The 26,245-nt window shown below is 48.5% G+C and carries 28 protein-coding genes, 1 tRNA gene and 1 other RNA gene; 12 read left to right on the forward strand and 18 right to left on the reverse strand.

Features of this window, described 5'->3' with window-relative positions:
- Positions 1 to 18: 18 nt before the first annotated feature.
- Positions 19 to 552: an HdeD family acid-resistance protein gene (locus RIG61_05050; protein MEQ9618522.1), complete on the forward strand. Its 534-nt coding sequence runs from the start codon at positions 19 to 21 to the stop codon at positions 550 to 552.
- A 25-nt stretch (positions 553 to 577) separates the two neighbouring features.
- On the opposite strand, the gene RIG61_05055 is transcribed toward RIG61_05050, so the two are convergent.
- Positions 578 to 2,080 carry an AAA family ATPase gene (locus RIG61_05055; protein MEQ9618523.1) on the reverse strand — a complete coding sequence of 501 codons (1,503 nt, stop codon included), beginning with the start codon at positions 2,078 to 2,080 and terminating at the stop codon, positions 578 to 580.
- Positions 2,081 to 2,237: 157 nt separating this feature from the next.
- Between RIG61_05055 and RIG61_05060 the strand changes: the two genes are divergently transcribed.
- Both RIG61_05060 and RIG61_05065 read left to right on the forward strand, forming a co-directional pair.
- On the forward strand, positions 2,238 to 3,563 hold the full coding sequence (locus RIG61_05060) for a replication-associated recombination protein A (GenBank protein MEQ9618524.1): 1,326 nt from the start codon (positions 2,238 to 2,240) through the stop codon (positions 3,561 to 3,563).
- A 432-nt stretch (positions 3,564 to 3,995) separates the two neighbouring features.
- Positions 3,996 to 4,808: a hypothetical protein gene (locus RIG61_05065; protein MEQ9618525.1), complete on the forward strand. Its 813-nt coding sequence runs from the start codon at positions 3,996 to 3,998 to the stop codon at positions 4,806 to 4,808.
- A gap of 114 nt (positions 4,809 to 4,922) precedes the next feature.
- Here the strand turns inward: RIG61_05065 and gloA are convergent, their stop codons facing one another.
- The 9 genes from gloA to RIG61_05110 form a co-directional block, all read right to left on the reverse strand.
- Positions 4,923 to 5,300 carry a lactoylglutathione lyase gene (gloA, locus tag RIG61_05070; GenBank protein MEQ9618526.1) on the reverse strand — a complete coding sequence of 126 codons (378 nt, stop codon included), beginning with the start codon at positions 5,298 to 5,300 and terminating at the stop codon, positions 4,923 to 4,925.
- A gap of 117 nt (positions 5,301 to 5,417) precedes the next feature.
- Positions 5,418 to 5,876: a MaoC family dehydratase gene (locus RIG61_05075; GenBank protein ID MEQ9618527.1), complete on the reverse strand. Its 459-nt coding sequence runs from the start codon at positions 5,874 to 5,876 to the stop codon at positions 5,418 to 5,420.
- A gap of 84 nt (positions 5,877 to 5,960) precedes the next feature.
- Entirely contained in the window at positions 5,961 to 6,566 is a 606-nt protein-coding gene (gene recR, locus RIG61_05080; protein MEQ9618528.1) for a recombination mediator RecR, read from the reverse strand.
- A 2-nt stretch (positions 6,567 to 6,568) separates the two neighbouring features.
- The gene (locus RIG61_05085) at positions 6,569 to 6,895 is read right to left on the reverse strand and encodes a YbaB/EbfC family nucleoid-associated protein (GenBank protein ID MEQ9618529.1); all 327 of its coding nucleotides are present in this window, start codon (positions 6,893 to 6,895) and stop codon (positions 6,569 to 6,571) included.
- A 4-nt stretch (positions 6,896 to 6,899) separates the two neighbouring features.
- The gene (gene dnaX, locus RIG61_05090; protein MEQ9618530.1) at positions 6,900 to 8,552 is read right to left on the reverse strand and encodes a DNA polymerase III subunit gamma/tau; all 1,653 of its coding nucleotides are present in this window, start codon (positions 8,550 to 8,552) and stop codon (positions 6,900 to 6,902) included.
- Positions 8,553 to 8,569: 17 nt separating this feature from the next.
- Positions 8,570 to 8,668, reverse strand: an RNA gene (gene ffs / locus RIG61_05095) — signal recognition particle sRNA small type.
- Positions 8,669 to 8,810: 142 nt separating this feature from the next.
- Positions 8,811 to 8,902: transfer RNA gene (locus tag RIG61_05100), tRNA-Ser, on the reverse strand.
- A gap of 118 nt (positions 8,903 to 9,020) precedes the next feature.
- On the reverse strand, positions 9,021 to 9,215 hold the full coding sequence (locus tag RIG61_05105; protein ID MEQ9618531.1) for a hypothetical protein: 195 nt from the start codon (positions 9,213 to 9,215) through the stop codon (positions 9,021 to 9,023).
- Between the two features lie 110 nt (positions 9,216 to 9,325).
- Complete coding sequence (locus tag RIG61_05110) at positions 9,326 to 9,712, reverse strand: cytochrome c (GenBank protein MEQ9618532.1); 387 nt, start codon at positions 9,710 to 9,712, stop codon at positions 9,326 to 9,328.
- A gap of 154 nt (positions 9,713 to 9,866) precedes the next feature.
- On the opposite strand from RIG61_05110, the gene RIG61_05115 reads away from it, so the two are divergent.
- From RIG61_05115 to RIG61_05125, 3 genes are all read left to right on the forward strand, one after another.
- Entirely contained in the window at positions 9,867 to 10,619 is a 753-nt protein-coding gene (locus tag RIG61_05115) for an enoyl-CoA hydratase/isomerase family protein (protein MEQ9618533.1), read from the forward strand.
- A 42-nt stretch (positions 10,620 to 10,661) separates the two neighbouring features.
- Entirely contained in the window at positions 10,662 to 11,204 is a 543-nt protein-coding gene (locus RIG61_05120) for an NUDIX hydrolase (GenBank protein ID MEQ9618534.1), read from the forward strand.
- A gap of 151 nt (positions 11,205 to 11,355) precedes the next feature.
- Positions 11,356 to 11,931 carry a hypothetical protein gene (locus RIG61_05125; GenBank protein MEQ9618535.1) on the forward strand — a complete coding sequence of 192 codons (576 nt, stop codon included), beginning with the start codon at positions 11,356 to 11,358 and terminating at the stop codon, positions 11,929 to 11,931.
- Between the two features lie 51 nt (positions 11,932 to 11,982).
- Here RIG61_05125 and RIG61_05130 read toward each other — a convergent pair whose 3' ends face one another.
- The 7 genes from RIG61_05130 to RIG61_05160 all read right to left on the reverse strand — a co-directional run bounded on the left by RIG61_05130 (position 11,983) and on the right by RIG61_05160 (position 16,781).
- Entirely contained in the window at positions 11,983 to 12,258 is a 276-nt protein-coding gene (locus RIG61_05130; protein MEQ9618536.1) for a hypothetical protein, read from the reverse strand.
- An 85-nt stretch (positions 12,259 to 12,343) separates the two neighbouring features.
- The gene (gene trmB / locus RIG61_05135; protein ID MEQ9618537.1) at positions 12,344 to 12,961 is read right to left on the reverse strand and encodes a tRNA (guanosine(46)-N7)-methyltransferase TrmB; all 618 of its coding nucleotides are present in this window, start codon (positions 12,959 to 12,961) and stop codon (positions 12,344 to 12,346) included.
- A 40-nt stretch (positions 12,962 to 13,001) separates the two neighbouring features.
- The gene (aroB, locus tag RIG61_05140; GenBank protein MEQ9618538.1) at positions 13,002 to 14,096 is read right to left on the reverse strand and encodes a 3-dehydroquinate synthase; all 1,095 of its coding nucleotides are present in this window, start codon (positions 14,094 to 14,096) and stop codon (positions 13,002 to 13,004) included.
- A 23-nt stretch (positions 14,097 to 14,119) separates the two neighbouring features.
- Positions 14,120 to 15,094: a diacylglycerol kinase family protein gene (locus RIG61_05145; GenBank protein MEQ9618539.1), complete on the reverse strand. Its 975-nt coding sequence runs from the start codon at positions 15,092 to 15,094 to the stop codon at positions 14,120 to 14,122.
- On the reverse strand, positions 15,091 to 15,612 hold the full coding sequence (locus tag RIG61_05150; protein ID MEQ9618540.1) for an adenine phosphoribosyltransferase: 522 nt from the start codon (positions 15,610 to 15,612) through the stop codon (positions 15,091 to 15,093). Before RIG61_05150 ends, RIG61_05145 begins: the two co-directional genes overlap by 4 nt.
- A 28-nt stretch (positions 15,613 to 15,640) precedes the next feature.
- A complete protein-coding gene (locus tag RIG61_05155; GenBank protein ID MEQ9618541.1) occupies positions 15,641 to 16,342 on the reverse strand; it encodes a LysM peptidoglycan-binding domain-containing M23 family metallopeptidase in 702 nt (233 codons plus the stop codon).
- Entirely contained in the window at positions 16,266 to 16,781 is a 516-nt protein-coding gene (locus RIG61_05160; GenBank protein MEQ9618542.1) for a TIGR00725 family protein, read from the reverse strand. Before RIG61_05160 ends, RIG61_05155 begins: the two co-directional genes overlap by 77 nt.
- 276 nt (positions 16,782 to 17,057) lie before the next feature.
- On the opposite strand from RIG61_05160, the gene asnB reads away from it, so the two are divergent.
- The 4 genes from asnB (at position 17,058) to RIG61_05180 (ending at position 21,760) form a co-directional block, all read left to right on the forward strand.
- A complete protein-coding gene (asnB, locus tag RIG61_05165) occupies positions 17,058 to 18,650 on the forward strand; it encodes an asparagine synthase (glutamine-hydrolyzing) (protein MEQ9618543.1) in 1,593 nt (530 codons plus the stop codon).
- Between the two features lie 72 nt (positions 18,651 to 18,722).
- Positions 18,723 to 19,400: an isochorismatase family cysteine hydrolase gene (locus RIG61_05170; GenBank protein ID MEQ9618544.1), complete on the forward strand. Its 678-nt coding sequence runs from the start codon at positions 18,723 to 18,725 to the stop codon at positions 19,398 to 19,400.
- A gap of 51 nt (positions 19,401 to 19,451) precedes the next feature.
- Positions 19,452 to 21,038: a sodium:solute symporter gene (locus RIG61_05175; GenBank protein ID MEQ9618545.1), complete on the forward strand. Its 1,587-nt coding sequence runs from the start codon at positions 19,452 to 19,454 to the stop codon at positions 21,036 to 21,038.
- Between the two features lie 80 nt (positions 21,039 to 21,118).
- Positions 21,119 to 21,760: a hypothetical protein gene (locus RIG61_05180; GenBank protein ID MEQ9618546.1), complete on the forward strand. Its 642-nt coding sequence runs from the start codon at positions 21,119 to 21,121 to the stop codon at positions 21,758 to 21,760.
- Positions 21,761 to 21,805: 45 nt separating this feature from the next.
- Here RIG61_05180 and RIG61_05185 read toward each other — a convergent pair whose 3' ends face one another.
- Complete coding sequence (locus RIG61_05185) at positions 21,806 to 22,303, reverse strand: hypothetical protein (protein ID MEQ9618547.1); 498 nt, start codon at positions 22,301 to 22,303, stop codon at positions 21,806 to 21,808.
- 187 nt (positions 22,304 to 22,490) lie between these two features.
- Here RIG61_05185 and RIG61_05190 point away from each other — a divergent pair, with 187 nt between their 5' ends.
- Together RIG61_05190 and RIG61_05195 are read left to right on the forward strand one after the other, a co-directional pair.
- Positions 22,491 to 22,970, forward strand: a complete 480-nt coding sequence (locus RIG61_05190) for a nitroreductase family deazaflavin-dependent oxidoreductase (GenBank protein MEQ9618548.1) — start codon at positions 22,491 to 22,493, stop codon at positions 22,968 to 22,970.
- Between the two features lie 321 nt (positions 22,971 to 23,291).
- Positions 23,292 to 26,198: a PAS domain S-box protein gene (locus RIG61_05195; GenBank protein ID MEQ9618549.1), complete on the forward strand. Its 2,907-nt coding sequence runs from the start codon at positions 23,292 to 23,294 to the stop codon at positions 26,196 to 26,198.
- Positions 26,199 to 26,245: the final 47 nt, after the last annotated feature.

Raw genomic sequence — 26,245 nt, forward strand, 5'->3', positions numbered from 1 at the left:
ATGATGGAGGAATGCGACATGAACGGTACACCTTCTTTAAAGGGTAGCTGGGGCTGGCTTCTTGCGCTGGGCGTGATATACGTAATTATGGGACTCATTATGGCGGGCTCTCCCATAGCCGCCACATACGCGATCGAGGTATTCCTCGGGTTTATACTCATTGCTGGCGGCGCAATCTCCGTAATCGGCTCATTCTTCGCGGGGAACTGGAAAAAGCTTTTACTTATTTTGCTGAGCGGTATTCTCTATCTTGTAGTCGGTTATATGCTTCTTAAAAACCCGATGGCGGGAGTTCTCACACTGACCATTCTGCTGGCCGCATTTCTCCTGGTTGAAGGTATTTTTAAAATCATTCACGCCTTTCAGATGAAACCGTCCCCCAACTGGGTCTGGCTCCTCGTAAGCGGTATAGCGTCGGTAATACTTGGAGTTATGATCTGGGGCGAATTCCCCGCGTCGAGCGCCTTCGTAATAGGGCTTCTTGTCGGGATATATTTCATAATAAACGGCTTTTCAATGGTAATGCTCTCTTTTGCGTTAAAGGGGAAGTAGGACAGGGCTCAACTTTTCACAGCCGTCAGTGCGCGCTCACTGTCCTCTCCGATGCCCACTGCCTTAACCGGACAATTTGCTCACTCATCGTCTGTGAGAGCGGGCATGTAAGGGCAACTTCGTCTAGCAGAATTTCCGTGCTTAGCTCTTTTTTCCCGGAAAACGCGGTGTAGAGTCCTGAAACTATTGCCTGCCCTATCTCGGACCCGCTGAAGCCCCCGGTCTTTCGAGCTAGCAGGGTTAAGTCGAAGTCGTCCGGGTTCTTGCCCCGTTTGGCAAGATGAATCCGGAAAATTGATTGCCGCGCCTCACTGTCGGGCAGATCAACGAAGAATATTTCGTCGAACCGTCCCTTCCTCAGGAGCTCCGGAGGAAGTTTCCGGACATCGTTTGCCGTTGCGACCACGAACACATCCCCTTTTCTGTCCTGAAGCCAGGAGAGAAAAGTCCCGAATACCCTCCTCGAGACCCCTCCGTCCTCCGATTCCCCGCCGGTTGAGAACGCCTTTTCGATCTCGTCTATCCAGAGCACCACAGGCGACATCTTCTCAGCCGTCTTCATAGCCCTTTTAAAATTCTTCTCGCTCTCTCCTATGTATTTATTGTAAAGGTTCGAAGGATCGAGCTTCATGAGCGGCAGTCCCCACTCCATTGCGACTGCCCTGGCGGATAGGCTCTTCCCGCATCCGGGCACTCCGAGCAGTAGAATCCCCTTTGGAAACGATAGTCCGAACTCCGCAGCTTTGTCGGGGTGTAAAATTATCTCCTTTCTCTTGGAAAGCCATGTTTTTAGAGTTTTAAGGTCCGCAATCTCATCCATGCTCTCTTCCGCGGGGTAGTATTCGAGAACACCTTCTTTCTCGACTATATCACTCTTTGCGTCGATTACCCTCCGTATGTCCTCGGATGAAAGCGCGCCGTCTTCGACTACTACTTTGGTAATGATTTTTTCAGCCTCCGTCAATGTCAGCCCCTTTATGCCGTTAAGGAGCCTTTCGGTGTCCTCGTCTGAGAGTTTCACATCCACGGTCATTCGGGAATAGATATCCCTCACAACCCGGCCCAGGAGCTCCCTGTATTCCTCCCTGTCGGGCTCGGGCATTTTAAAATAAGCGCTTTGGGGTTTCAGGGTGTCCGGGACTCTGATATCGTTTCCGGTAAGGATAATCGCGCCGTAGTTCTTTGAGTACGGGGCAGCCGCGTCTTTAAGCATTTCCGTTAGATCTCTGTCCTCTAGAATATCCCCCGGCTCCTTAAAATGGTAAAGTGCCTGAAATTTCGAGGACTCTATATGGCTCAGCGCCTGCCCGATGTCGGTCGAGCCGTAAACGGGCCCCTTGGATTCTATGTCCACTCTCTTCAGCCCCTTTGTCCTCGTCCAGTAGAAATAAGGGATTTTCATCCGTCCTGCAAGGAGCGTCAACACGGTTCGCGCCCGGTCTTCTTCCGCGGTGTCGATGAATATCAGACTGTAATGCGATCTTATGAGGAGTTCCAGCTCCCTTAGTTTGTCTCGTCCCTTCGACATGCTTAATCCTTCATTACTATTAGCTATTACTCCCTTATATCGTTCGTATGAATCACTGCTTAAAGATAGAGCTCGAACAATTTTATTTCAAGTCGCGACGTGGAGATAATACGTCTCCAGTATTGATTTGTTTCGCATAACCCTCTAGTCTTTTTTTATGGTCGCGAAAGGATTGGACAAGGAGCCTTCTCTTTTTAAACCTCCCGCGGGGGCGGCGCCGCTTGCGGAGAGGATGCGTCCCGGGACTTTCGATGATTTCGCAGGGCAGGGACACCTGGTCGGCCCCGACGGCGTCATTCGCAGGATGCTGCGCGGGCAGCACATCCGCTCGATGATTTTCTGGGGGCCTCCGGGAACCGGAAAGACTACACTGGCGAGACTTCTGGCGACACAGCTAAAGGCCGACTTCATTCAGATAAACGCTATCTCTTCGGGGGTCAAGGAGCTCAGGGAAATAATAAGTCAGGCGGAGAAGTCCCTGGACATAGGCAGAAGGACGGTCCTGTTCATAGACGAGATTCACAGGTTTAACAAATCGCAGCAGGCCGCCCTTCTTAAGAGTGTGGAAAACGGCACCTTAGTTCTCATAGGGGCGACTACCGAAAACCCGTCCTTCGAGGTAATTTCACCCCTTCTGTCCAGGTGCAGCGTTTACGTGCTTGAGGCATTGACCCCTCGTGACCTTGACGCCCTTCTGGAAAGAGCGCTCAGTGAGGACGAGATTATAAAAGGCACCGCGCTTTCATCAGAGGCGAGGGAGGAGCTGATAACCCAGAGCGGCGGGGACGCCCGCGTAATGCTCAATACGCTCGAGGTTGCGGTCGATATTACGGACCTGAACGAGGTCGCTCAAATAAGTAAAGACATAATAAAAGAGGCGTATCAGACACACCATTACAGGTACGACAGGGGAGGGGACGAGCATTACAACACCATATCCGCGTTTATAAAGAGCGTAAGGGGCAGCGACCCGGACGCGGCCGTTTATTATCTCGCCAGGATGTTAGAAGCGGGTGAAGACCCCAAGTTCATTGCGCGAAGGCTGATTGTTCTCGCCTCCGAGGATATAGGAAATGCGGAGCCCTATGCGCTCACCCTGGCCACGGCGGCTTTCACCGCTGTCGATTACGTCGGTATGCCCGAGGCTAGTCTGATACTGGCGCAGGCCGCCACCTACCTTTCGAGCTGCCCGAAGAGCAACGCTTCCTACAAGGCTATAAGCGCCGCTCTGTCCGAGGTCAGGAGCAAGCCGGGCGTAGCGATTCCCATACACCTCCGTAACGCCCCTACGAAACTGATGAAAGATATCGGCTACGGAAAGGACTATAAGTACTCCCACGATTCCGAGGACCATTTTATTGATCAGGATTTCCTTCCCGAAGAACTAAAGGACAGGATTTTTTACGAGCCCACGGAGATCGGCCGCGAAGCGAACCTAAAAAAATATTTAAAGAGCAAATGGAAGAAGAGACGAAAAGATTAAGGGTATGATATTATTTGAGAACTCCTTGAGCTGCGCTAATTAATCTCGTCATTCTGAACTTGTTTCAGAATCTCGTCTTCTTATATCCTTCTGATTCAAGGGCGAGAACTTAGGCAGGGGTAATATGTTAACTGATATTATTCAGGCCTTTCTATAAGCTCCATTTGACATTAATTCTGGTCTATAATGCATGCGGCGAACGTGATGCGGAGTCTCCTAAGTAGCTGTAACTACTCAAATATTTTTATTCTAATGCCCTCTTCGAGATTTACAAACATTCTAAAAATAATTTATGAGTTGATAACAAGAATGGAGTTATAATATTACTATATAAACTGAAATTCTCCGGCAACGATCTGGCTAGTTCCGGTCAGCGCTCAGAACGGAAACAGACAATGCTGACGGAGCATTCCGGCTGAACAGGAGGATTTTATGAGCAGTATAAAACATTATGCGGTTTATGCGTTTATTATTTCTTCCGTGTGCCTCTTTCCCCCGAATGCTTTTTCTATTAAGGAGATAGAATTTCACGTAACTAACAATACTGATGTTGAAAAGTGCGTTCAATGTAATGGCCCTTACTCAAGGGAGACACCCAGGGTAATAGTTAGTCCTGATGGCGGCAGGACATATATCTACACTGCCGAAGTCAACTCGTTAAGCCCCTTCGGGTCCTGGGAATGTTTCATATATATCACAGACCGCTGCTTCGATCCGGGCCCTGTACCGGATGAGGATACGATCAGCAGCAAGATCGTAATCCCGGCAGGAGTGTCCGTTGTGGATATTACTATCTCCGAGGTCTCTCAAGGCATGGACGCGATTTCTATCAGCTTCCCGGGCTTCGTGGCTTCCAACGGCGCTGTAGTGTCTGTCGCTTCATTTCTCGGCGACAACCCCAAGTCGGAAAAACCGGATAGGGATACGTTCGGATTCGAGGCTGTGGAAGGCGATCAGATTTCGGTCACGCTTGACGGCGACCCCTCGGTGGGCCGCATCGGATCCGAGACGAGTCTCAGGTTGAGAAGCGGCCGTAGAATAGGCAATTTTGAAAGAATCGAAAGCGGGGAGCTGCCGCTCGAAATCGCTGTGACTATACCCGAAACGGGCATGTATGAGCTCACAGTCGGGAAAATCGCTCAGAGCGACGTACCGGATAATATGCTCGGCGGTTATATATTAAGTGTCGGGTCTGTAGACGGCGGTATTGAGTCGTTGGTACCGGGGAAGAATGTAGAGAACTGAGGCGGCGGACGGTTGAAATTCTATGTTTCGCCCGCCGGGATTACCGGTCAATCGGCAGAGAGTGCATAGCGAGCGAAGTTTTTGCTGCGTGTTAGAGCGGTGCGGGCGGAATAATTAAGGACGTTCTATAAGCTCCACCTTATAGGAGTCCGGGTCTTCTATAAACGCGATCACAGTCGTGCCGTGCTTCATGGGTCCGGGAGGCCTGACAACTTTGCCGCCTGCCTGCTCGATCTTCTCGCATGTCGCGTATATGTCATCCACGCCGAAAGCCATATGTCCGTAGCCGCTCCCCAGATCGTATTTGTCGGTATCCCAGTTGTAGGTAAGCTCGAGGAATTCCGGGTCGTCTTCAAATCCCAGGAACGCGAGCGTAAACTTTCCGTCCGGATAATCTTTCTTTCTGCTGAGCTTCATGCCGAGCACTTCGGTGTAAAATTTTATCGATTTTTCCAGGTCCCCGACCCTTATCATAGTGTGTAAAAAACGCATTCTAACCTCCGAATTTAAAACTGATGTGCGTCCTAAACAGAAAGTAGCATAATGACTCTTTTAAGTCAAAAATCAGGTTTGTATCGAATGGAAAGGAAGCTAAAGAACAATGCTGTCTTAGTTCTCGAGAGGAAAAATCGTCTCGTTCCCCACGAGCAGCTTCGCTTCGAGTGTGGCGGCAACAGTGCCTTCTGTGTTTCTTATCTCTCCCGATAGCGCGACCAGTCCGCCGTTGAGCTTGGGCTTCTCGTCCAGCCCCGTCACTGTCCATTCCATTGTAATTGTGTCGTTTATAAAAACGGGGGCGGTGAACTTAATGGACGCCTCTACGGTGGATATGTCGGTGTCGTGAAACACCTTGCTGTAAACCCCAACAATGAGACTGAACGTAAGCGCTCCGTGGACTATCCTCCTGCCGAATCTGGCGTTCTTCATGTCGGGCTCGTTTGTGTGAAGTGCGTTGTAGTCATTGAAAAGCCCGGCAGCTTTTACTACGTGAGTCTCGGTTATTGTAATATTTTCCGAGAGTACATCCCCTACTTTAAGCTCGTTAAAAGCTCTCCCGATCCTTGGCATGATTTCCTCCTGCGCGAATACTTATCCGAGTAATTTAGCGATTCATGTTCTTAACAGCTAATTGCAAAATTCCGAGCATCATATTTATATATACTTCCTATTCCTAATAGCTTTACTTAATGTTATTTCATCTATATATTCTATATCGCCGCCCATTGGGATGCCGTGGGCTATCCTGCTCACCTCTACCCCGAGAGGCTTTATGAGCTTCGCCAGATAAAGAGCGGTCGCTTCACCCTCGACGCTCGGATTGGTAGCTATAATAACTTCTTTTATGCTCTGGTTCTCGAATCTCCGCATAAGCTCTTTTATCCTTAAATCCTCGGGACCGATCCCCTCTATTGGAGATATAACGCCGTGAAGCACGTGATATTTCCCACTGAATTCCCTGCTTTTCTCTACAGCGAGCTGGTCTAGGGGTTCCTCCACCACGCAAATTGACGACTGATCCCGCTCCTCGTCCCGGCAGATTTCGCATGGCGATCGGGACGCGAAATTGAAACAGACTCCGCACAGTATAACCTTGGATTTTGTATCGATAATAGCGCGAGCGAGGCTCTCTGCGTATTCCCCGGAAGACCTGAATATATGGAAAGCGAGTCTCGTGGCGTTTTTCTCCCCGATACCCGGCAGCTTTGAGAGTTCGTTGATAAGCCTTGAGATCGATTCGGGCAGACCTGAGCGCTGCATGTCTAGAGAAGACCCGGGGGAAGCCCCATACCGCCCGCGAGTTTTGAAACCTCTTCCTTCATGAGATCCTGCCCCCGGCTGAGGGCTTCGTTAACAGCGGCTGTAATAAGGTCCTGCAGCATCTCAATATCTTCGTCCTTCACTATCTCGGGCTCGATTTTAATGGAGATGAGTTCGCCTTTTGCCTTGGCGACAACCGTAACCATCCCGCCGCCCGAAGACGCCTCTATTGTCTTTTCGCCGGCTTCGGCCTGGAGCTTTTCCATCTGCTCCTTCATCTTGCCCGCCTGTTTCAGCAAATTCTTTATGTTGCCTCCCCCGAATTTCATAGTTCTACTCCTTTTGTTTTGGTTTTACACTCACGACCCTGCCTCCGAAGATTTCTATAGCGTCCTTAATGGCGGGGTCATCGTGGATTCTGTTCTTGTTCTCTTTTGTTTTTTCATTGCCTTTTTCGGTGTCGTTTCCGGGAGAGGATTCGCTTTCTGCGATTTCAACCTCCGTATCTCCCGAATAAAATTCACTCAGATAGTTTTTGAGAGCGTTCAGGGTCTCTTTTTTCCTGAAATATTCAGGATGCAGAGAGCGGTTGAAAACTATCTTAAAGATCGATTCTTCAAGGACAATTTCCTTTGCCTGCTCAAGCCTTGTTCCCATAACGGCATTCTTGGACTTTATGAATTTAATAAGCTCGGATTGGCTCTTCTCCGAAGAGCCCGGTTTTTTTTGGACAGCTTCTGTCTTATTCTCTGTCCCGTTAGTTTTTGAGCTTGCCCCTGATTCGGGTGTTTTTTTATAGTCCGTCCGCGGCTCTTCAAACCTTGGTGCCTGCTGGGGGACAGATCCGATCTTCCCCGAAAGGCTTTCTATTCTGTTAATTATATTTTCAATCGGGACTGTCTTCACAAGAGTAGCGAGTTTTATGAGGGTCAATTCAAGCGCGGGCAGCGGATAAAATGACCTTTGAACACTCTCCGCGCCCTCAAGCATCATGTTAAAAAGGGACTCCAGGGTTTCTACACTCTCCCCGGCTATAAGGTTGTGTATAACGTCCTTATCCTCATCCGAGAGATCGGCTACAATCTCCTTCCCGCACGTTTTAATCAATACCGCGTACCTGAGAGTCCTCAATAAATCCTCTGCGAAGCGCTTGGGGTTTATTCCCTTTTCAATTGCCAGGTTGAGTGTTTCGATACATGATTTGGGGTTTTTGCCCAGAATTCCTTCTATGGCGGACTTAAGTAGCGCCTTATCGAGAACACCCAGTATTCTGATCGCCTCTTCGTGGCTTATTTTGGTTCCGAATGTCGCTACAAGCTGATCCATCAGGCTGAGAGCGTCCCTCAGGCTTCCGTCCGCTTCCTGCGCCACGGTATAGAGGGTTTCCTCCTCTGCGTCGATACCTTCGGCGTCTGTAATCGAGGACAGATTCTCCCTTATTTTGTCCACAGGCACTTTCTTAAAATCGTATCTCTGGCACCGTGACAGTATAGTCACCGGTATTTTGTGAGCTTCGGTTGTGGCCAGCATGAAAAGCACATGAGGAGGGGGCTCTTCGAGTGTTTTAAGGAGCGCGTTGAAGGCGGACTGCGAAAGCATATGAGCCTCGTCGATTATATATATTTTGTACCTGGCTGATGCGGGTAGATATTTAATATTCTCGATTATTTCCCTTACGTCATTCACGCCTGTGTGTGAAGCCGCGTCTATTTCAATCACGTCGAGGGACTTCCCATCCGAGATTTCCGTGCAGAACACACAGGCAGAGCACGGATCGGGTGTCGGTCCGTGCTGGCAATTCAGTGCTTTAGCCAGAATTCTCGCCGTCGAGGTCTTTCCCACGCCGCGCGGGCCTGAAAAAATGAATGCATGGGCGATTTTTCCTGTGGATACGGCATTTTTGAGGCTGCGCGTGATGAATTCTTGGCTGATTATATCGTCGAAGTTTTTGGGCCTCCATTTTCTCGCTAGGACTAGATAGGACATCTTTCACCGTTAAAACCAGCTAGTCAGGTGCCCCGCAACGCTCAGGAGGTTTTGCTACCGTTGCTCCCTTCCGGGCCTGGCGGAGTTCGCAAGCTCCTGCCGTACGGGCCTGACTAACTGGCGAATCTCTCAAAACTTGATATTAACTTACAGAATTAAGCCTTCTCTATAAAATACCAGATATTGATAAGTTTATCTCCACCTTGAGCCGCCCGGCTAAAAAACTCCCGCCAATACGGAGGCACACTCTTCAATATATGGCGGAGAGGGTGGGATTTGAACCCACGAGGGAGCGTTAACCCCCTACACGCTTTCCAGGCGTGCACCTTCGGCCACTCGGTCACCTCTCCGGTTGTATATCAAGGAATTTAAAAAGATATTAACATTTAGAGAATATAGTACAAAGGATAATAATTTTTATTGCCTCGGCTCAATTCGTAAAAACCGGATTCGGACAGACAGATACGGTTATTCGTACTCCTCGGGATAATTCGCGCCTTCCTCGTATCCCTCTTCTATCTCCTCAGGCTCCGTAGGCGCCCCGACAGCCTGGTCCGGATCTTCGACGGTTCCGGGTTGAAACCATGAACATGCGTTCAAAAAAGGCAAGAACAGGAAGATAATAAGAAAATATACTTTGATATTCTTACAAATATTCTTCATTGGAGTCACCCTTGCTATTATCTTTTTAGGTCAAAGTATATACTTCTAAATCTGTTTATACACAAGAGTAAAGCGGGCGGTATATTGTGCCCCCGCCCTCTCGGTAAGGCTTATTTCTTTTCGTACTTACATTTGCAGATGTCCTGCCTTATATACGCAATTACGTCGTTTATGTCCTGTTCGGATAATACGCCTCCCCATGCGGCCATCATGGGCGAAAGGCCGACCGAGGCTCCGCCTTCGCTAATGACCTTGTAGAGATGCTCGTTGCTGAGTGTCGAGACGTATGCACTGTCGCTCAGGTCTCTGGGCTTCGGGTCGAGCGCGGCCGCCGCCACACCGTCCCCTTTACCCTCGGGCCCGTGGCAGGATGCGCATGTATTGGTGAAGACTTCTTTCCCCTTTGCCGCATCCCCTTTATCCCCCGCCGTACTCGTCGTAACGGATATAAGAAGACACGGAATCAATATCAATAAAAGTGACAATACTTTTCTCATTTCTGAACCTCCTGATTTCTGCATAAGCTCTAAATACGAGATTTTTAAGATTTTATTTTAACCGTATTATATGTTTTGTATAGTACCCTGTGTTGCGGTGCAGTTGTGCGGATGTGATAATAAAACGGATATTTGAGTCTTGACGGAGGGGCTAATGAGTTACACAGAATTATCCAGTGCGGAAGGTATTACGACCGTTACACTCAACCGGCCTAAGGTAAACGCCTTGAATGAGCCTTTTGTGGATGAGCTCAAGGCGGTTTTCGGTGAGCTCGGGACGGACGAAAATACTGAGGCGGTCATATTGACAGGGGAGGGGAGTTTCTTTTCCTTCGGTTTCGATATACCGGAATTCCTCGATTACAAGAAGGAGGACTTTCATCGTTATGTAACCAAATTCTCGGAGCTTGTGAGGAATATGTTCGTTTTCCCCAAACCGGCGATTGCGGCCCTTAACGGACATACCGTAGCAGGCGGGTGTATTCTCGCTCTCTCCTGTGACTACAGGGTGATGGCGGCGGGAAAGGCCAAAATAGCGTTAAACGAGCTCACTTTCGGCTCCACTGTCTTTACGAGTATAGTCGAAATGCTGAGATACGCTGTAGGATCACGAAATTCACAGTATCTTCTCTTTGGCGGTAAAATGCATTCAGCCGAAGAGGCATTGGCCCTCGGGCTTATCGACGAAGTCTCTTCCGCCGGGGATTTAAACGATGCGGCCCGGAGAACGGCGCTCGATTTCGCGGGCAGGGATAAAGACGCGTTTGTGAGCGTGAAGAAGATTTTAAGGAAGCCGTATCTGGAAAGGATGGAAAGAGAGGAAAGGGCCTCAATCAAGGAGTTCGTTAATATCTGGTACTCGGAGAGAACCAGGGATAGCTTGAAGAAGATTGAAATACGCAGGTAGAAAATTACCGGTTCATTCGATAATTAAATTCGATGGGCAGAGATGATAAAGAAATGGAAAGTTGTTAAATCTGAAGAGCTTGATTCCAACAGGGTGTTCGCAACGAGGAAAGACACCAGCGTATCTCCTGTCACGGGTAAGGAGCACGAGTTTTTTATAATCGACGCCCCTGACTGGGTGAACGTGGTCGCCGTTACGCCCGGGGAGGAGATAGTGCTCATCAGGCAGTACAGACACGGAATCCGCTCGGAGACCATAGAGATTCCGGGCGGCATAGTTGATCCCGGCGAGTCTCCCGTGGAAGCCGCCAAGAGGGAGCTGATCGAGGAAACGGGTTACACCTCGGATGAGTGGATTAAAATAGGCGAGGTTGTTCCCAATCCCGCAATTCAGAATAACACCTGCCACACATTTCTTGCTCTGTCGTCAAGGAAGATAGAAGAGCCGAGCTTCGATGCGACTGAATTTATAGAGACCTTTACCGCTCCTGTCTCTGAGATGTCCCGTCTCGTCTCCGGTGGGCAAATCGATCATTCCCTGGTTGTTGCCGCGTTTCACTGGTTTTATCTCTACAATAACTCATGAGCGCATGGACCCTGTCCGCAAGGGCTTGCTGGTTCTAGAATCAGGTTTAACTGTTGTACGCCTGTACGCTGTATCGCTTAAATAATCATGTTGAGTATTTGACCGGGTAAGTGTATAGTTTAATTCTAGCGATGCAACGAGGAGGCAAGAGATGCTGCGAAAGGTTTTATTGAGCGTATGCATAATGGGCGTCTTGGGGATTTTACCGCTGACAGCGTTATCACAGTCAACCGCTCCCGCCCCCGCCGCCCCCGACGTTATCAATACGCCCCCTGATTTCCCGGAGTATATAGTCACACCGAGGGAAGATCTGAATCCGTATAATTTATCCACAATGGATAAAACCACTGGAACTGATTACAGGGAAGGTGCGGGCACCTTGGGAACTACCAGAGAGCGCTCGAGCAATATAGAGATAAACGAGTCACTCAAGAGGGAGAAAGAGGAGAGGGAGAAGGCGAAGCAGGAATCCGAGAAAGAGCCTGAAAAGGGTCAAAATGGTTCGACAACAGACGGGGCTGATTCAGCTCAGGCTGCGCGCGTCACTGCTCCTGCTGCTCCGAAAAGGGACATCTCCTCACCGGGTGTAAGGGGCGGACTCTTTACCTGGACTGACGAGGACGGTGTGCTTCATGCCACAAATGATCTGGGACAGGTTCCCATAGAATATCAGGTCCAGGCCCTTGAAAATCAGAAAAGCATCGGCGTTAAGAAAGGAGCTGATTAAAATCTGCTGTAGTACAAGGAACTTGCAATTATAACCTGATATTTCGCTTGATTACTTCTTTGTTCTGGGTTTGCTTCCCTTTTCTGTAAGTTCTGAGACCTTTTCTTCCAGATTTTCCAATTTTGCGGACAGCCTCTTGAGTTGTCCTTCCAGAATATACAGCGAGTCATTTGTGCTCTCAGAGCGTTTCAGCAGCATAATGCCGAGCCCTATTAAGGGTGCGACTATGAATATCAACTGAAACAGGTATCCCGGACCGCTGTCCGAGCAGCCGCTCAGAAATAACCCCGCGTAGATAAAAGTAATCGCATATATGAAAGTCCTCATAGCTCTTTGCCTCCTTCTCGTACAATAAGAATTTTATCTTACCTGAGAAAAAAAATACAAGGGGATGAATAGATATTATCTTGAATCATTTGTTGTTTGTAAACATCAGATAGTAAATTTTCCTTCCCTCTTCCCTGAATTCCCTTTCGTAAGTTGTCAAAGGGCGCTCGGGAACGTGGTTTAAATAACCGCTCCCCCGGTATTCGCTTTCGAAAAAAGTTATATTGTTCAGTCTCGCGAGCGCGTTGAAAATATAATCTTTATGATCGCTCGCGATATCGAGTTTTGCGTTTCTTTTCATCACTCGCGAGAGTTTTTCAAGGAATTCCGCGTTTATTATTCTGTGTTTCTGGTGCCTGTCCTTGGGCCAGGGATCAGGGAAGTTGATATAAACCGTAGAAAAGGAATCAGGATAAAATATCTCTCCGACTGCCACGTTCGCGTCGATATGCAGGAACTTGATATTCCCTAATCCTTTACGGAGCGCGGTTTTAACGGCCTTGTTAAACCTTCTTTTTTTTACCTCTATGCCGAGAAAATTTTTCCCCGGCTGCCTGATTGCGCTCTCACTAAGAAAATCCCCGTCTCCGAAACCTATCTCAAGCGCGCAATCCCCCGAGTTGCCGAAGAGCTCCGGCAAATCTACCGGTATGAGGTGTTCGGAAATATCCAGTATCGGATTTATCTCCTTTAGCTTTTTCATTGTTATGTGTGTTTACGGTTTTTGTAAAGAGGGAAGGTAGTTAAACTAGATCCCTGATAGCCGAATCTTCAATTCTAATCCCGTAGTTGCCTTCAATCTGCGCCATTCTTCCCAGCCCGCCTGGAAGCGCCATTTCTATGTGCCCGCCCCTGGATTTCTTGTCCAGTCTCATGGTGTTAATGATTCTGCCGATCTCCATTCCCTCGGGCAGCTCCGCGGGCAGGCCCGCTTTCCGTATAACAGCCGCCAGTCTCCGAAGATCACCCTCTCCCCATAAGCCCATATTGACGGCAAGCTTCCCCTCGGCGACCATTCCGATGGAAATGGCCTCTCCGTGGGAGATGGCGTAATGGGACAGGTTCTCGATTGCGTGCCCTATTGTGTGACCGAAATTAAGGATCTTCCTCAGATTTGATTCCCTTTCGTCCCGCTCTACCACAACCGCCTTGATCTCGCAGCTTCTCCTGATTATACGCCCCAGCGCCTCTTTATCGTAGGAGAAAACCCGGTCCATGTCGCTTTCGAGAAACACGAACAGGTCTCTGTCCTCGATCACTCCGTACTTTATAACCTCTGCGAGCCCTTCTCTTATCTCCTTCTCCGGCAATGTAAGAAGAGTATCCAGGTCTATATACACCCTCCAGGGCTGGTGAAAAGCCCCGATGAGATTCTTCCCGTGCGTCGTATCCACTGCGGTTTTCCCGCCGATCGAGCTATCGACGCATGCGACAAGCGACGTGGGTACCTGAACATACGGAATGCCCCGCGTGTATGTCGCCGCTACATATCCCGCCATGTCCCCCACAACTCCGCCGCCGAGCGCTATCACCGCCGAGTCCCTTCCGAACCCCTTTTCCAGCATGCGGTCTTCGATCCATGCCTTGGTATCCCTGTTCTTGTGCATTTCGCCCGCGGGGAAGGAAATGAGGGATATATCAATCCCCGCGCGCTCGAACCTTTCCAGAAGCTCCCCGGCGTAGAGGGATTCGACGTTTGAATCGGTGATGATGGCGAATTTGTGCCCAAGCCGGGCCTCCGCCGCCTGACGGGCTACTCTTTCAAGCACGCCCTCGCCGATGAATATTTCGTACGACTTATCCTCGCTGATTTTAAGATTGACCTTAACCTTATCCATTATGTCCATTCACCCGGTCGGGTTTAAATATTAACCTCTTTTTCTCCCTGAAAAGAGAATATGTTTAAAGTTGGTCCAGGCTCGATCGTCACATTAGTCGGATCGTCATTCTTGAATATCTCCCCGTCTATTATATACCCTCTGTTTCGTTCCACACGGAGGGATTCTACGGATTTATTTATAAAGTTTCCCTCTTTGTCTGATTTCAGGCTCTTGTAGAGGCCGAGCGGGAGCTTGTGGCGGGATTTCTTAATATAGTCTTCCCTCAGATAGATAGCGTTGAATGATTTTCCCGGAATGGTGTCCTCAGCGTACATATCGAATCCGAATACGAACTTTTTAAGGCTTGACGCTATGATCAGCACATGCCCTTCATGGGGCAGCGCCTTCCCGTCTATGTGGACCGCGGACGGGAAATTTCTAAAGAGCTCGTGGTCCGCGTTAGAGAGCAGAGTCAGGATCGTTTTTACGGTCATGATAGACGCTACCTGAATTCCGGCGCCCTGATTGTAATAGTCGAGGAGAAATCTGTAAAGAAGCCCGTCTATCCAGGAAAATCCATAGACCGGCTCGGGTAGTTTATCGTCCTTTATCCTGAGGAGCCCCCTCTCCGTGACCGCTATGCTTCCGTTGCCGCTCACCCTGTCTTTTATCTTTTTGCACAACGTAAGCTGGTTATCCCTCAGGCCCGCGTCCGCCCCTATCATATTGATAGTCCCCCCCATAAGCGGAACCACTACTGGCAGTTCTTCTTCGCCCGATATTTTTATGTAATCCGAAATGACGTTGCAAAGGGTCCCGTCCCCGCCGCTGATTAGTAATATCCTTATACCCTCGCCGGTGAATTCCTTTATTACCCGGGGCAGTTCGTTTTTGCTCCGAGTAGTGCGTACGAGCGCCTTATCACCGAAAATTCCGCTTATAGCGTCGAGAACGACCGCTGTTTTCCTGCTGTTTATCTTGGCGGACGGGTTAAGAATTATTCCTATCTTCTTCATGCCGGATATTTCATTAAAGACCACACAGTATGCGGGGCTAGTTTTTCTTTTCCTCCTAACTCTGTAAGCTCGATCAGAAAGCTGTACCCTATAATCTCCCCCCCAAGCTTCTCCACAAGGTCACCCGCCGCCTGTGCCGTTCCGCCGGTCGCGAGCAGGTCGTCTATCAGTATAACCTTGCTGCCCTCGTGTATGGCGTCTCTGTGTACCTCAAGGGAATCGCTTCCGTACTCAAGGTTATAGGAGGCGTTTATCGTTACGTAGGGGAGCTTCCCCGGTTTTCTCACTATTATCAGGCCCATCCCGAGCTTCATCGCCAGAGCCGACGCGAAAATAAACCCGCGGGATTCAATGCCGACCAGATAGTCTATTTCAATGCCGTCGAGCATTTGGGCCATCCGCTCTATTGCGCTTTCAAACGCTTTTGCGTTTTGAAGGAGCGGTGTGATATCGTGAAATATTATCCCCTCCTTCGGGAAATCCGGAATGTCCCGTATGAATTCTTTTAGGTTAGGCATTGGTCGCTCTCCTCATGTAGGTTATATATCAGTGCAGGTAATTTAACGGATTTACCGGCCTGCCGTCTTTCCTTACCTCGAAGTGAAGATGGTTTCCCGTAGCTCTCCCCGTGGCGCCGACCCTTCCGAGCACTTCCCCCGCCTTTATGCATGTTCCCGCCTTTACGTGGTTTTTGCTGTTGTGAGCGTAAAGCGTCCTTATTCCCCGTCCGTGCTCGATTATCACGATCCTCCCGTATCCCGAATAACCCTTTACCCTGTCCGCGCTTGCCAGTACCAACCCGTCGGAGGCGGCCCTGATCGGAGTGCCCCTGGGCGCGGGTATGTCTATTCCCCAGTGAAATCTCCTCCCCCGTTTTCCGTATCCTGAGGATATCTTGCCGGGCACGGGCCACATCAGACCTGATGAAATGACGACCCCCGGCACTTTGAGCCTCGTCCCTGCGGGGATGTCCGTATGGTCTATTATCCCGTTTATCTCGATTAGCTCCTCGATCGTCGTGTCGTACATTCTGGATAATCTATATAAAGTCTCTCCTTCCGCAAGTACGTGGTAATTGTACCCTTCAGTAAACGAAAGGCTCTTTGTCAGGCATCTGTTTATATCCTCTATGTCCGCCTCGGGTATGGAAGGCGGCGGCGGAGGAGCGCTTTTAGCGCATGCCCCTATCAGCAAGACTAGAAGAGATCCTGATAGCCATATCCACAGCTTCCCCGGGACTTTCTGCATTTTTGATTTCGGATGATACATCCCAAGTATTTATTCCTATTATCGGAATCCGAAGCCTGAGAGCGAAGGCTATTTCCGATAATGTACCGTAGCTCCCTCCTATTGCAATGATAGCATCACTTGAGTGGACGACAATGATGTTTCTGCCGTGGCCCATGCCCGTTACAACGGGTATATCGACATAGGGGTTAGCTTCGCCCTTCTCTATGCCGGGGATAATTCCGACGGTCAATCCGCCTTCTGTTTTTGCGCCCCTGCAGGCAGCCTCCATGACGCCGCCCATCCCGCCTGAGACGAGAACAATATCTCTTTTTGCTATTTCCCTGCCTACCTCATATGCCGTATTCAGTTCTTCCTCTGAAGCGACTCCTCTGCCTATTACGCCTATTACGGTTTGCATATCGAGACAGATTATATTTCCATTCTCTCCGAGTCTCAAATTATTTTAATTTTTAATAATTCGGAGAAACCGGCTAATAATATATATAGTATATATTAAATATAACTAATAGTATTCGTAGAGGATATTGCTTGATTTCCGTTATCCCATCGGGTATATTTTCTATACTAATCCAAATAAAAAGAAAATTTAAAATTCATTTCACTCTGATTAATACTTAGAAATTTCTGCCGTAAAAAGCACTGGTTTTCGATACTTTGATATTGGAGTCGTTTTAAAAAATCACTTTGCGTAAAAGCAGGGAGGAATTTATTTATGTGTGGCATATGTGGGTTTATTGACGATGATGACATTCCGTTGTCGGATAATTTAAATATGCTTGAGAGGATACGCCACAGGGGGCCTGATCAGGTCGGCGTATATCTGGATGGTGAAATCCGTACGGGGCTCGGTATAGAAGATTTGGAATTCGACAAGAGAGACGGGAATATCTCTCTCGCGCAGGCAAGGCTCGAAATAGTCGGCGGGCGCGACGGTGTACAGCCTGTTTCGGGAGAGCGTACAACTCTTGTGCATAACGGGGAAATATATAATCATAAAGAATTGAGAAAACTCCTCCAGCACAGGGATATGTCCAGCGAGAGCGACAGTGAGATCCTCGTCCACCTTATAGAAGAATACTATACGGGCGATCTTCTGGACGCTGTTAAAAAAGCGATGCCCCTTCTCGACGGAATGTACGCGTTCGCAATCACGGATGGAAAGTCCCTGGTTCTCGCCAGAGATCCGATAGGCAAAAAGCCGCTTTACTTCACGAACGGGTTCCCTTTTTATTTCGCATCCGAGAGAAAAGCGCTGGTAAGCGGAAATGGAAATTTGAAGAGGGTAATGCCCGGTAAATTAGTAGAAGTCAGGAACAACGAAATTAAGATTCATGACGGATATGAGATCGAAAAACCGCCGATAGAAATAAACGATATGGATGAAGCGTTAAACGCATACGAAGATGCTTTTGAGCGTTCCATGGATAAGCGCGTTTACGGGCTGGATAAAGTCGGGGTGTTGTTTTCAGGCGGTATAGACAGTGTTCTGGTGGCCCGCGCGCTGCAGCTCAAGGGTCTCAAGGTTACATGTTATACGGTCGGAACCAGGGGCAGCTCCGATATGGAAATGGCCTTGAAGGCCGCAAAGGAGCTGGGTCTCGATATCAGGGTCGAATACCTTACGGAAAATCTGATCCGCAAATATCTTGCCGAAATCATCGAGGCTATAGAACTTAACGGCCTGCTGCAGGTTGAGGTGGCGATTCCGATGTACATTGCCGCCAGGAAGTGTAGTGAGGATGGGCACAAGGTCATGTTCAGCGGCCAGGCGGCGGACGAGCTCTTCGCCGGCTACACTTGGTACCGCGATGTCGTGAAAGATGAAGGTCATCTTTGTCTTCACAACAAACTGTGGGAAGATATCGACAAGCTCTACGAGGACACTCTCGAGAGGGAAGACCGTATGGCCATGGCCCACTCGATTGAAATAAGGGCTCCGTTTCTGGACAGGGAGCTTATCAGAACCGCTATGAGGATAGCCCCCCATCTGAAGCTCAATAACGCTGATGACGTTTACGGAAAACGCGTGCACAGAGAGCTTGCGCTCAGGAAGGGCATCCCCAGAGAGTTTGCCTACAGGGAGAAATCACCCGCACAGGAAGGAACGGGTATTCACGAAATGATCGAATCGATTGCCGCCAAGCATTTCGAGGGAAGAGAGGTCAAGGAAGTCGACCTGCTTGATTACGGGAGCAATTATCGTTACCTCGGAAATCATTACGGAACACCTGAAATGGCGGCCTTGCTGAGTGAAATCACCGAGAAGAACAACGTCGAGTTTATCGCGGATCACGGGGAGAATTAGAGGTGTCATAATTCATCAATTGAGATTAAAGTTCAGGCCGGTTTGTCCCGGCCGGGGAGGATTTTAAAAGACATGCATATAAGACCGGTGCTCCTTGTAGTGGACATGCAGAACGGATTTTGCGGGATTGGCGGATCATTCGACAAGTTCGGGTTCAATATCAAGCCCTACAGGGATATAATCCCCAATCTGCAGACCATCATAGGTTTCATGCGCAGGAAGGGCATACCCGTTTATTACGCCAAGGCCATAAGGGAGGCTTCGGGACTCGATCTCCTCGACAGAGTCCACAAAATCATTCCCGAGAGCCGCAGGGAGAAGCTCGACGATATGCATCTGTGTATCAAAGATACATGGGATGCTGACGTAATAGACGAAATCTATCCCGAACCGGACGACTATATTGTCGAGAAGAGACGGGATTCCGTCTTTCAGGATACCGAGTTCGAGCTGTGGCTCAGGTCCTTCGGCGCAGACACCATAATTTTCACGGGCATTGATGCCTACATATGCGTGGAGAGTTCCGTCAGAGACGCCTTTAACAAGGGGTACGACGTCATTGTGCTGGACGACTGTGTTGCGTCCAGAGAGGAAAAGCTTCAACTCGCCTCCCTGATGCAGATATCCGAAGCCTACGGCTGGGTAATGTCCTCGCAAAAACTGATTCAAAAGATAGATAATAAAGATCTTATTCTTACCGGCATAGAGCCGCCGTCCGTTTCTCTCGTAAGTTCCGAAGGCCAGGCTTGATAAAAACCGGGATTTGATTTCAGCCCGCTTTTTCCTTTAAATTAAACGGCAATGAACGTACTCGACTGGCTTGTCGTTATTGTTTACATAGTTGTCCTGCTCACCCTCAGCAGGTACCTAAGCCGGAGGCAGGACAGTGTCGAAGACTACTATCTCGGAGGAAGGTCTTTACCCTGGTGGACCATAGGGCTGTCCACTATGGCGACGCAGCTTGGCGCGATAAGCTTTATTTCCGCCCCTGCCTTTGTGGCGCTCAAGCCCGGGGGCGGGCTTACATGGCTCGGTTACGAGTTCGCGGTCCCGGCAGCCGTCATCTTCGTGATGATTTTTATCATTCCCGTTATACACGCTGAGAAAGTCGTAAGCGTTTACGAGTATCTTGAGAGGCGCTTCGACCCCGCGACGCGCTCTATCGTGAGCTTTATATTCCAGATAGGAAGGGGGCTTGCGACAGGGGTAAGCATTTACGCCATAGGTCTTGTTCTCTCTGCCGTGTGGAAATTTCCCCTCGTCCCTACAATCCTTGCGATAGGTGTAGTAACTGTAATATACGACGTCTGGGGAGGCATCAAGGCCGTTGTCTTCAGCGATGTTATTCAGATGGTCATACTTACCGCGGGAATCCTGATTTGCGGTATAGCCGCCTATAATCTCACCGGAGGGTGGGAGAATGTTTTCTCGGCGTTTGAAAAGGAGCGTCTGGAAATTATGAGGCTCAGTACGCACGGCTTCGGAGACGGCGACGACTTCAGCTTCTGGGCTCTTCTTCTGGGCGGTTTCTTCCTCTACATATCCTATTACGGCTGTGATCAGAGCCAGATACAGCGTGAGATCTGCGCTAAAACACTGGATGACGCGAAGAGGTCGCTTATGCTAAATGGCATAGCGCGTTTTTTTATCGTGTCCGCCTACCTCGCCATGGGCCTCCTGATCGGCGCCTTCGCCTACCGGAACGAATATTTCATGAGCCTCATACCAAAAGACAAGGTCGATTACATGGTCCCTGTATTCGTGCTGAATTATCTCCCCCACGGCCTTATCGGTTTCATAGTTGTGGCGCTGCTTGCGGCGTTTATGTCGAGCCTCGACTCCTCTATCAATTCCCTGAGCGCGGCGACCATGAGAGACATTTATCAGCGCTACGTAAGGCCCGAAGCGGACGGCAAGCACTATTTTCTGTGGTCGAAAATCCTGACCGTTTTCTGGGGCGCCGTATGCACCGGGTTCGCGTTTTTCGTGGGTAGTATTTCCGACACGATAATAGAGGCTATAAACAAGGTGGGCTCTCTTTTTTACGGTCCTGTTCTGGCCGCTTTTGTCCTGGGAATACTTATCAGGAGAACGAGCGCCGCCGGAGCCAAAGCCGGCGTGCTCGCCGGCGTATCGGTCAATCTCATCCTCTGGATAGGGTTTCCGGGAGTCTCATGGCTTTGGTGGAACGTGACGGGATGTTTATCGGCTATCGGGACGGGATATCTGCTGAGCTTCTTTTATCCCAATAAAAAAATTGCCGAGACTTCCGGGAGGGCTTTTGCGGATGAGGGAGGCAATTGGAGGAGAGGCTATATAATATTGGTGCTCTATTTTTTTGCAATCATTTTCTTGAGTTACGCCGTTCAGCGCCTCTGGCTCGGATAAATACTTGATTTCCGCTCCGGGGTCTTTATCATTTTAAGCTGTAGATTATATTTAAAGCGAGGGTTCAAGGGAGGCAAAGAATGAATCTTTTAAAACTGTTATCGGCTATTTTAATAATGTTCGGCGTGGTGATCGTCGCTGGCTCCGAAGCGCAGGAGAGCGATCTTTCTCCGCTTGGTTTCTCATTCGGCATATCCCACAAGGATGCTGAGAATATAATCGACTCAAACGGGAAGAGGCTGATCGATAATAAAGTGGACTCCAAGAAAATCAGGACCATGCTTATGCAGGGAGTAATAGTCGATCTCCCGCTTGACCTTGAAGGAAGAGACGTCAGTACCGGACTTGAATTCTACGACAAGAAGCTCCTCTCAACCTCTCTCATACTCAACGCGCAGGATTCCTTCGAGGAGCTCGAGCTCGAGAATATGCTGACCAGATATTTAACCGATAAATACGGCGAGCCTTCGAGTTCCGACAGCATGCTTTATTTTAAAACCTGGACATGGCAGATGCCGGACGTAAAACTGGTCCTCCATACGAATCAGAAGGATAATATGGTAAAGGTCGAATACACGTACAAGCCCGTGCACCAGGCGAAATTCGAGGACGAGCTCGATAAGAAACGGGGAACGAAGAAAATCGACCCCGCAAAGGAGATGTTCCTCGATGGTGATTACAGTAAACCGACGGGTTATGATGAGAAATATGATATCAGGTAACAGACTTCCCGCGCTCTAATTAACCCCGCCCGTTCTTTTTCAGGCTCAATACCTCGTACATTTCTGAACGGTTTTCAAATTTTTGTGGTCGTTGCCGAGTATCCCGTAAACGTGAGCCCACTCGTGCTTCAGTAGCGGCAATATTCCCTTTCTGTTAAACGCCTTGTAGCTCACTATTATAAGCGAGTTTGCGGGGTCGTACTCTCCGTTACACTTCCCCTTGTGGTATTCGCACTCGAATGTCCCGTTCACGACCGCGACTAAATATTGTCTCGCCTGCTTTCCTCCGTCCTTAATACCGTAACAATCACTGAATTCTGTAAACTGCCTGTCCACGTTCCTGAGTATTGCCCCCTTATCCCCGGGGACTTTTCTCGTCATCCCGACCCTGAATCGGTACTCCGGGGTGGTTTCGTAGGGCAGGTTCTTTAGATTCTCCCTATTCACCTCCTCAGGGTCAACGATCTCCGTTATACGTCCCATATTGGCGCAGGAGGTGAGCAGGAGTACGAAAAAAGCCGCATACAGAATCCGAAATCTCATAATTGATTAGAAAATATAACTCATATTTTGCAAGATAAAAAAGCGGTGTGAAAATCTCCCCAGGCTAATTTAGATTCTCTGCGCTTTAATACGTAAAGTTTGTATTGATCCTCCGGATTCCCGACTACGGGCGTATTCGTGTTAATATTAAATTGAATGGGGCTTATTCCGGTACAAGATGACTGACATGAAGGATAAAAGCGGATTCTTAAAAGATGCGCTCGCCTGGTACGGCTCGACGAGGGTAGGGGCGTGGACGATTATAAATCTCGGGTCGCATCTGGATAAATGGCTTATTAAGGCTTCGGGCGGGCGGCTGAACACCACCTTCGCATGGCCGTGCCTCGTGCTCACTACAAAGGGCGCCAGAACGGGCAGACCGAGGACGACCCCTCTGGTCTACATCGAGGACGGCGGCAACATCGTTCTGATTGCGTCTAAGAGAGGGAACCCGAGCCACCCCTCCTGGTATATAAATCTCCGGGCAAATCCCGAAGTCGAGGTATTCCTCGGCGGTGAAACAAAAACCTGTACAGCGACAGATGCGGAAGGGGAAGAGCGCGAGAGGCTCTGGCAAAAAGCCGTCAAGCTTTACTCCGGGTACGAGAAATACAGGAAGAGAGCGGGGGAGAGACAAATTCCGGTCGTTGTGCTTAAACCTTTGTAATATTAGTACCTAAGACGCTAATATTTCTATATAAAATTTCTAACCCGGTCTTGTTGGAGATTAATCGGCAATTACTCTTCCGTGTCCCGCCCGCAACAGCTTCGAAAATCCTGGAAACAGCAACAAGGAAAATATAACCTAGCCGCCGCTGGAATTAGTTTCTTTCTCATTTAAGCCTGCGGCAATATCCGGATATAAACGCCGCTTGACTAAAAAGCGCACTATACTTAAAAAACAGGTTTTTTAATCAAGAACAGTATGATTTGGATAATAAATAACAACAATGAGAATGCAGCCACTATATAACGAGGAGTGATTTCTGTGTACAAGAACCCGGATGCACATAAAAATGACTTCTTTAGTATTCTGGATAACGTCCCCGATGCCATGGTTGTTACTAACAACGAGGGGAAGATTGTACTGATCAACCACCAGACAGAAAAATTATTCGGCTACTCTGAAGAGGAATTGCTCGGAGAGACGGTCGAGATCTTGTTGCCTGAGCGTTTTCGTAAAGAACACAAGAGACATCGTGGGAGCTACTATGATGAACCTAAAGTAAGGCCTATGGGAAGAGGTATAAGCGTTATTGGAAGACGTAGAGACGGAAGCGAAGTTCCATTGGAGATCAGCCTGTCTCCATGGAGAAATGGGGATGAATTTCTTGTCATATCGGCTATCCGCGACATTACCGAGCGCGAGAGAACCGAGAAGGAATTAAAGTGGAAAAACAAGAACCTAGAAATGCTGAATACCGTCACCCAGGCAGTACACAAATCCCATGATCTGGATGAGGTTTACAAGATTGCCCTGGATATGGCCACAGAGCTGGAAAATGTAGATATAGCATGTATATATCTGGTGGATAGAGGTAGAAAAGAAGCCGTTCTCCAGGCCTACAGGAACCTGCCTGAAGAGTACATTGGCAGGGCTCAGCGAATACCATATTCCAGTGGTATTACATGGGAAGTTATTAACTCCGGCAAGGTGCTAAATATCGAAAATATCCAAAAAGATCCGAATATTGGACAAGCAGGCAAGAGCCTCGGACATCTGGCTGTCCTGGGAATACCTATAACTTCGCGGGAGGGAGTAATAGGAGTCATCTGGTTCTCCAGCTATAAAGAGCGAACATTCGGGGAGCAGGAGGTAGCCTTGCTTACCTCTATCGGCGATCAGATCGCTACAGCCATAGCCAAGGCCAAGCTGTACAGAGACCTGGCGAGAAAGAGCCGGTATGAGGAAATCATAAGAACCGTTGTACAGAATGTCCACAGTTCACTCGATTTACAGGAAGTTCTCGAGAATGCAGCCGTATCCCTGATCGAGAATATAGAGGTTGTGGATATTGTTGGGATTTACATGGTAGAAGGAGAGGAGGCTGTTTTGAAAGCCCACGGAGGTTTGACCGACTCTTATATAAAGCGGGCCGGAAGAATCCCCTATCCGAAGGGTTTTACATGGAAGACCATACTGGAAGGGGAACCCAGGTATTGCGCGGATGCGGGAAAGGATAATTATATAGGTCCTGCCGGAAAGAAAGAGGGAATAAAAAGTTATTTGTCCATGCCCCTGGTAAATGAAGATAAGACTGTAGGTTGTATAAACATTACTTCCAAACAAAAGAATACTTTTGATAGAGAAGAGTTAAAGCTGCTTGAGGCAGTGTCGCATCAAATTTCGGTTGCAATAAAGAACGCCAAACAGGCGGAGTTGCTTCTTGAAAGTGAGGAACGATTAAGTGCTGTATTAAACAATACTCCAAACGTGTCAATCCAGAGTTATGATATAGACGGCAGGGTTTTATACTGGAACAAAGCTGCGGAGAATATATTTGGTTGGTCGCGGGATCAGGCATTGGGAAAAACTCTGGATCAATTAATATTAGACAAGGAATCCACAAATGAGTTTGTTTCAGTCCTCAAGTCTGTAGATAAATCAAATGAACCTTTTGGTCCCAGTGAATGGAATTATAAGGGCAGAGAAGGGAATAAAGGTACTGTCTATTCTACAATATTTCCCATTCCCTCATCGGGAGGCAAAAAAGAATTCATTTGTATGGATATTGACATCACCGAACGGAAACGCATGGAGGAAGAGCTTCTTAAGGTACAGAAACTGGAATCCGTAGGTATCCTGGCCGGTGGAATTGCACATGACTTCAACAACCTGTTAACCGGAATAATGGGCAACATCTCCGTTGCCAGATTACGCGCGGAAAAAGGTAGGCCTATTAATGAAATGCTGCAAGAGGCGGAGAAAGCAACACTGAGGGCGACTAATTTAACCAGTCAGCTGCTTACCTTCTCCAAGGGCGAAGCGCCGATAAAGCAATTATCATCTCTTGACGATATAATAAGGGAATCTGCTGGTTTTGTCTTAACGGGATCCAATGTCAGATGTGAATATACCATACCCTCGGACCTCTGGTCGGCAGAAGTTGATAAAGGGCAGATTAGTCAGGTCATAAACAACCTTGTGATAAATGCACAGCAGGCAATGCCGGAAGGAGGGGTTATCCGGCTGAGTGCCGAGAATACAACTGAAGTTAAAAAACATAATACTTTGAGAGAGGGACGTTACGTAAGGATAAGCGTAAAAGATTCGGGGACTGGAATACCTAAGGAATACTTACAGAAGATATTTGATCCTTATTTTACAACGAAGCAGAGAGGAAGCGGTCTTGGCCTTGCGATATGCTACTCAATAATCAACAAGCACGCGGGGCTAATCACCGTAAACTCCGAGATGGGGGAGGGAACAATCTTCTCTGTGTACATTCCTGCAAGTGGGGAACGTATTCAAAAATATAAAGAGGGGGTAAAGAATGTTCTGGAGGATGGAGAGGGAAGAATACTCGTGATGGATGACGAAGAAATGATTAGAAAAGTCGTTGAATTTATATTGGAGGATACGGGATATGAAGTCCGGTTTGCGAAAGACGGGGCAGAGGCGTTGGAGTTGTATAAAGAAGCTATGAAGAGGGGAAATGCTTTTGATGCCGTTATACTCGACCTGACTGTACCGGGGGGAATGGGCGGCAAGGAAACAATGGAGAATCTGATCATGATAGACCCGAATGTCAGGGGGATAGTATCGAGTGGATATTTAAACGACCCGGAGATGGCGGATTTTGAGAAGTATGGATTTAAGGGGATTGTTAGCAAGCCATACGATGTTCAGGAACTAATTATGGTATTGCACAAGGTAATTTGCACCGAAAGATAACAGTTCTCACTGCGGGTGTTTCTGACGGTCTCTTTCCCTGTCGCGAA

This window comes from Deltaproteobacteria bacterium, assembly GCA_040223695.1.
In the GTDB taxonomy this organism is placed as follows: domain Bacteria; phylum Desulfobacterota_D; class UBA1144; order Nemesobacterales; family UBA2774; genus JAVKFU01.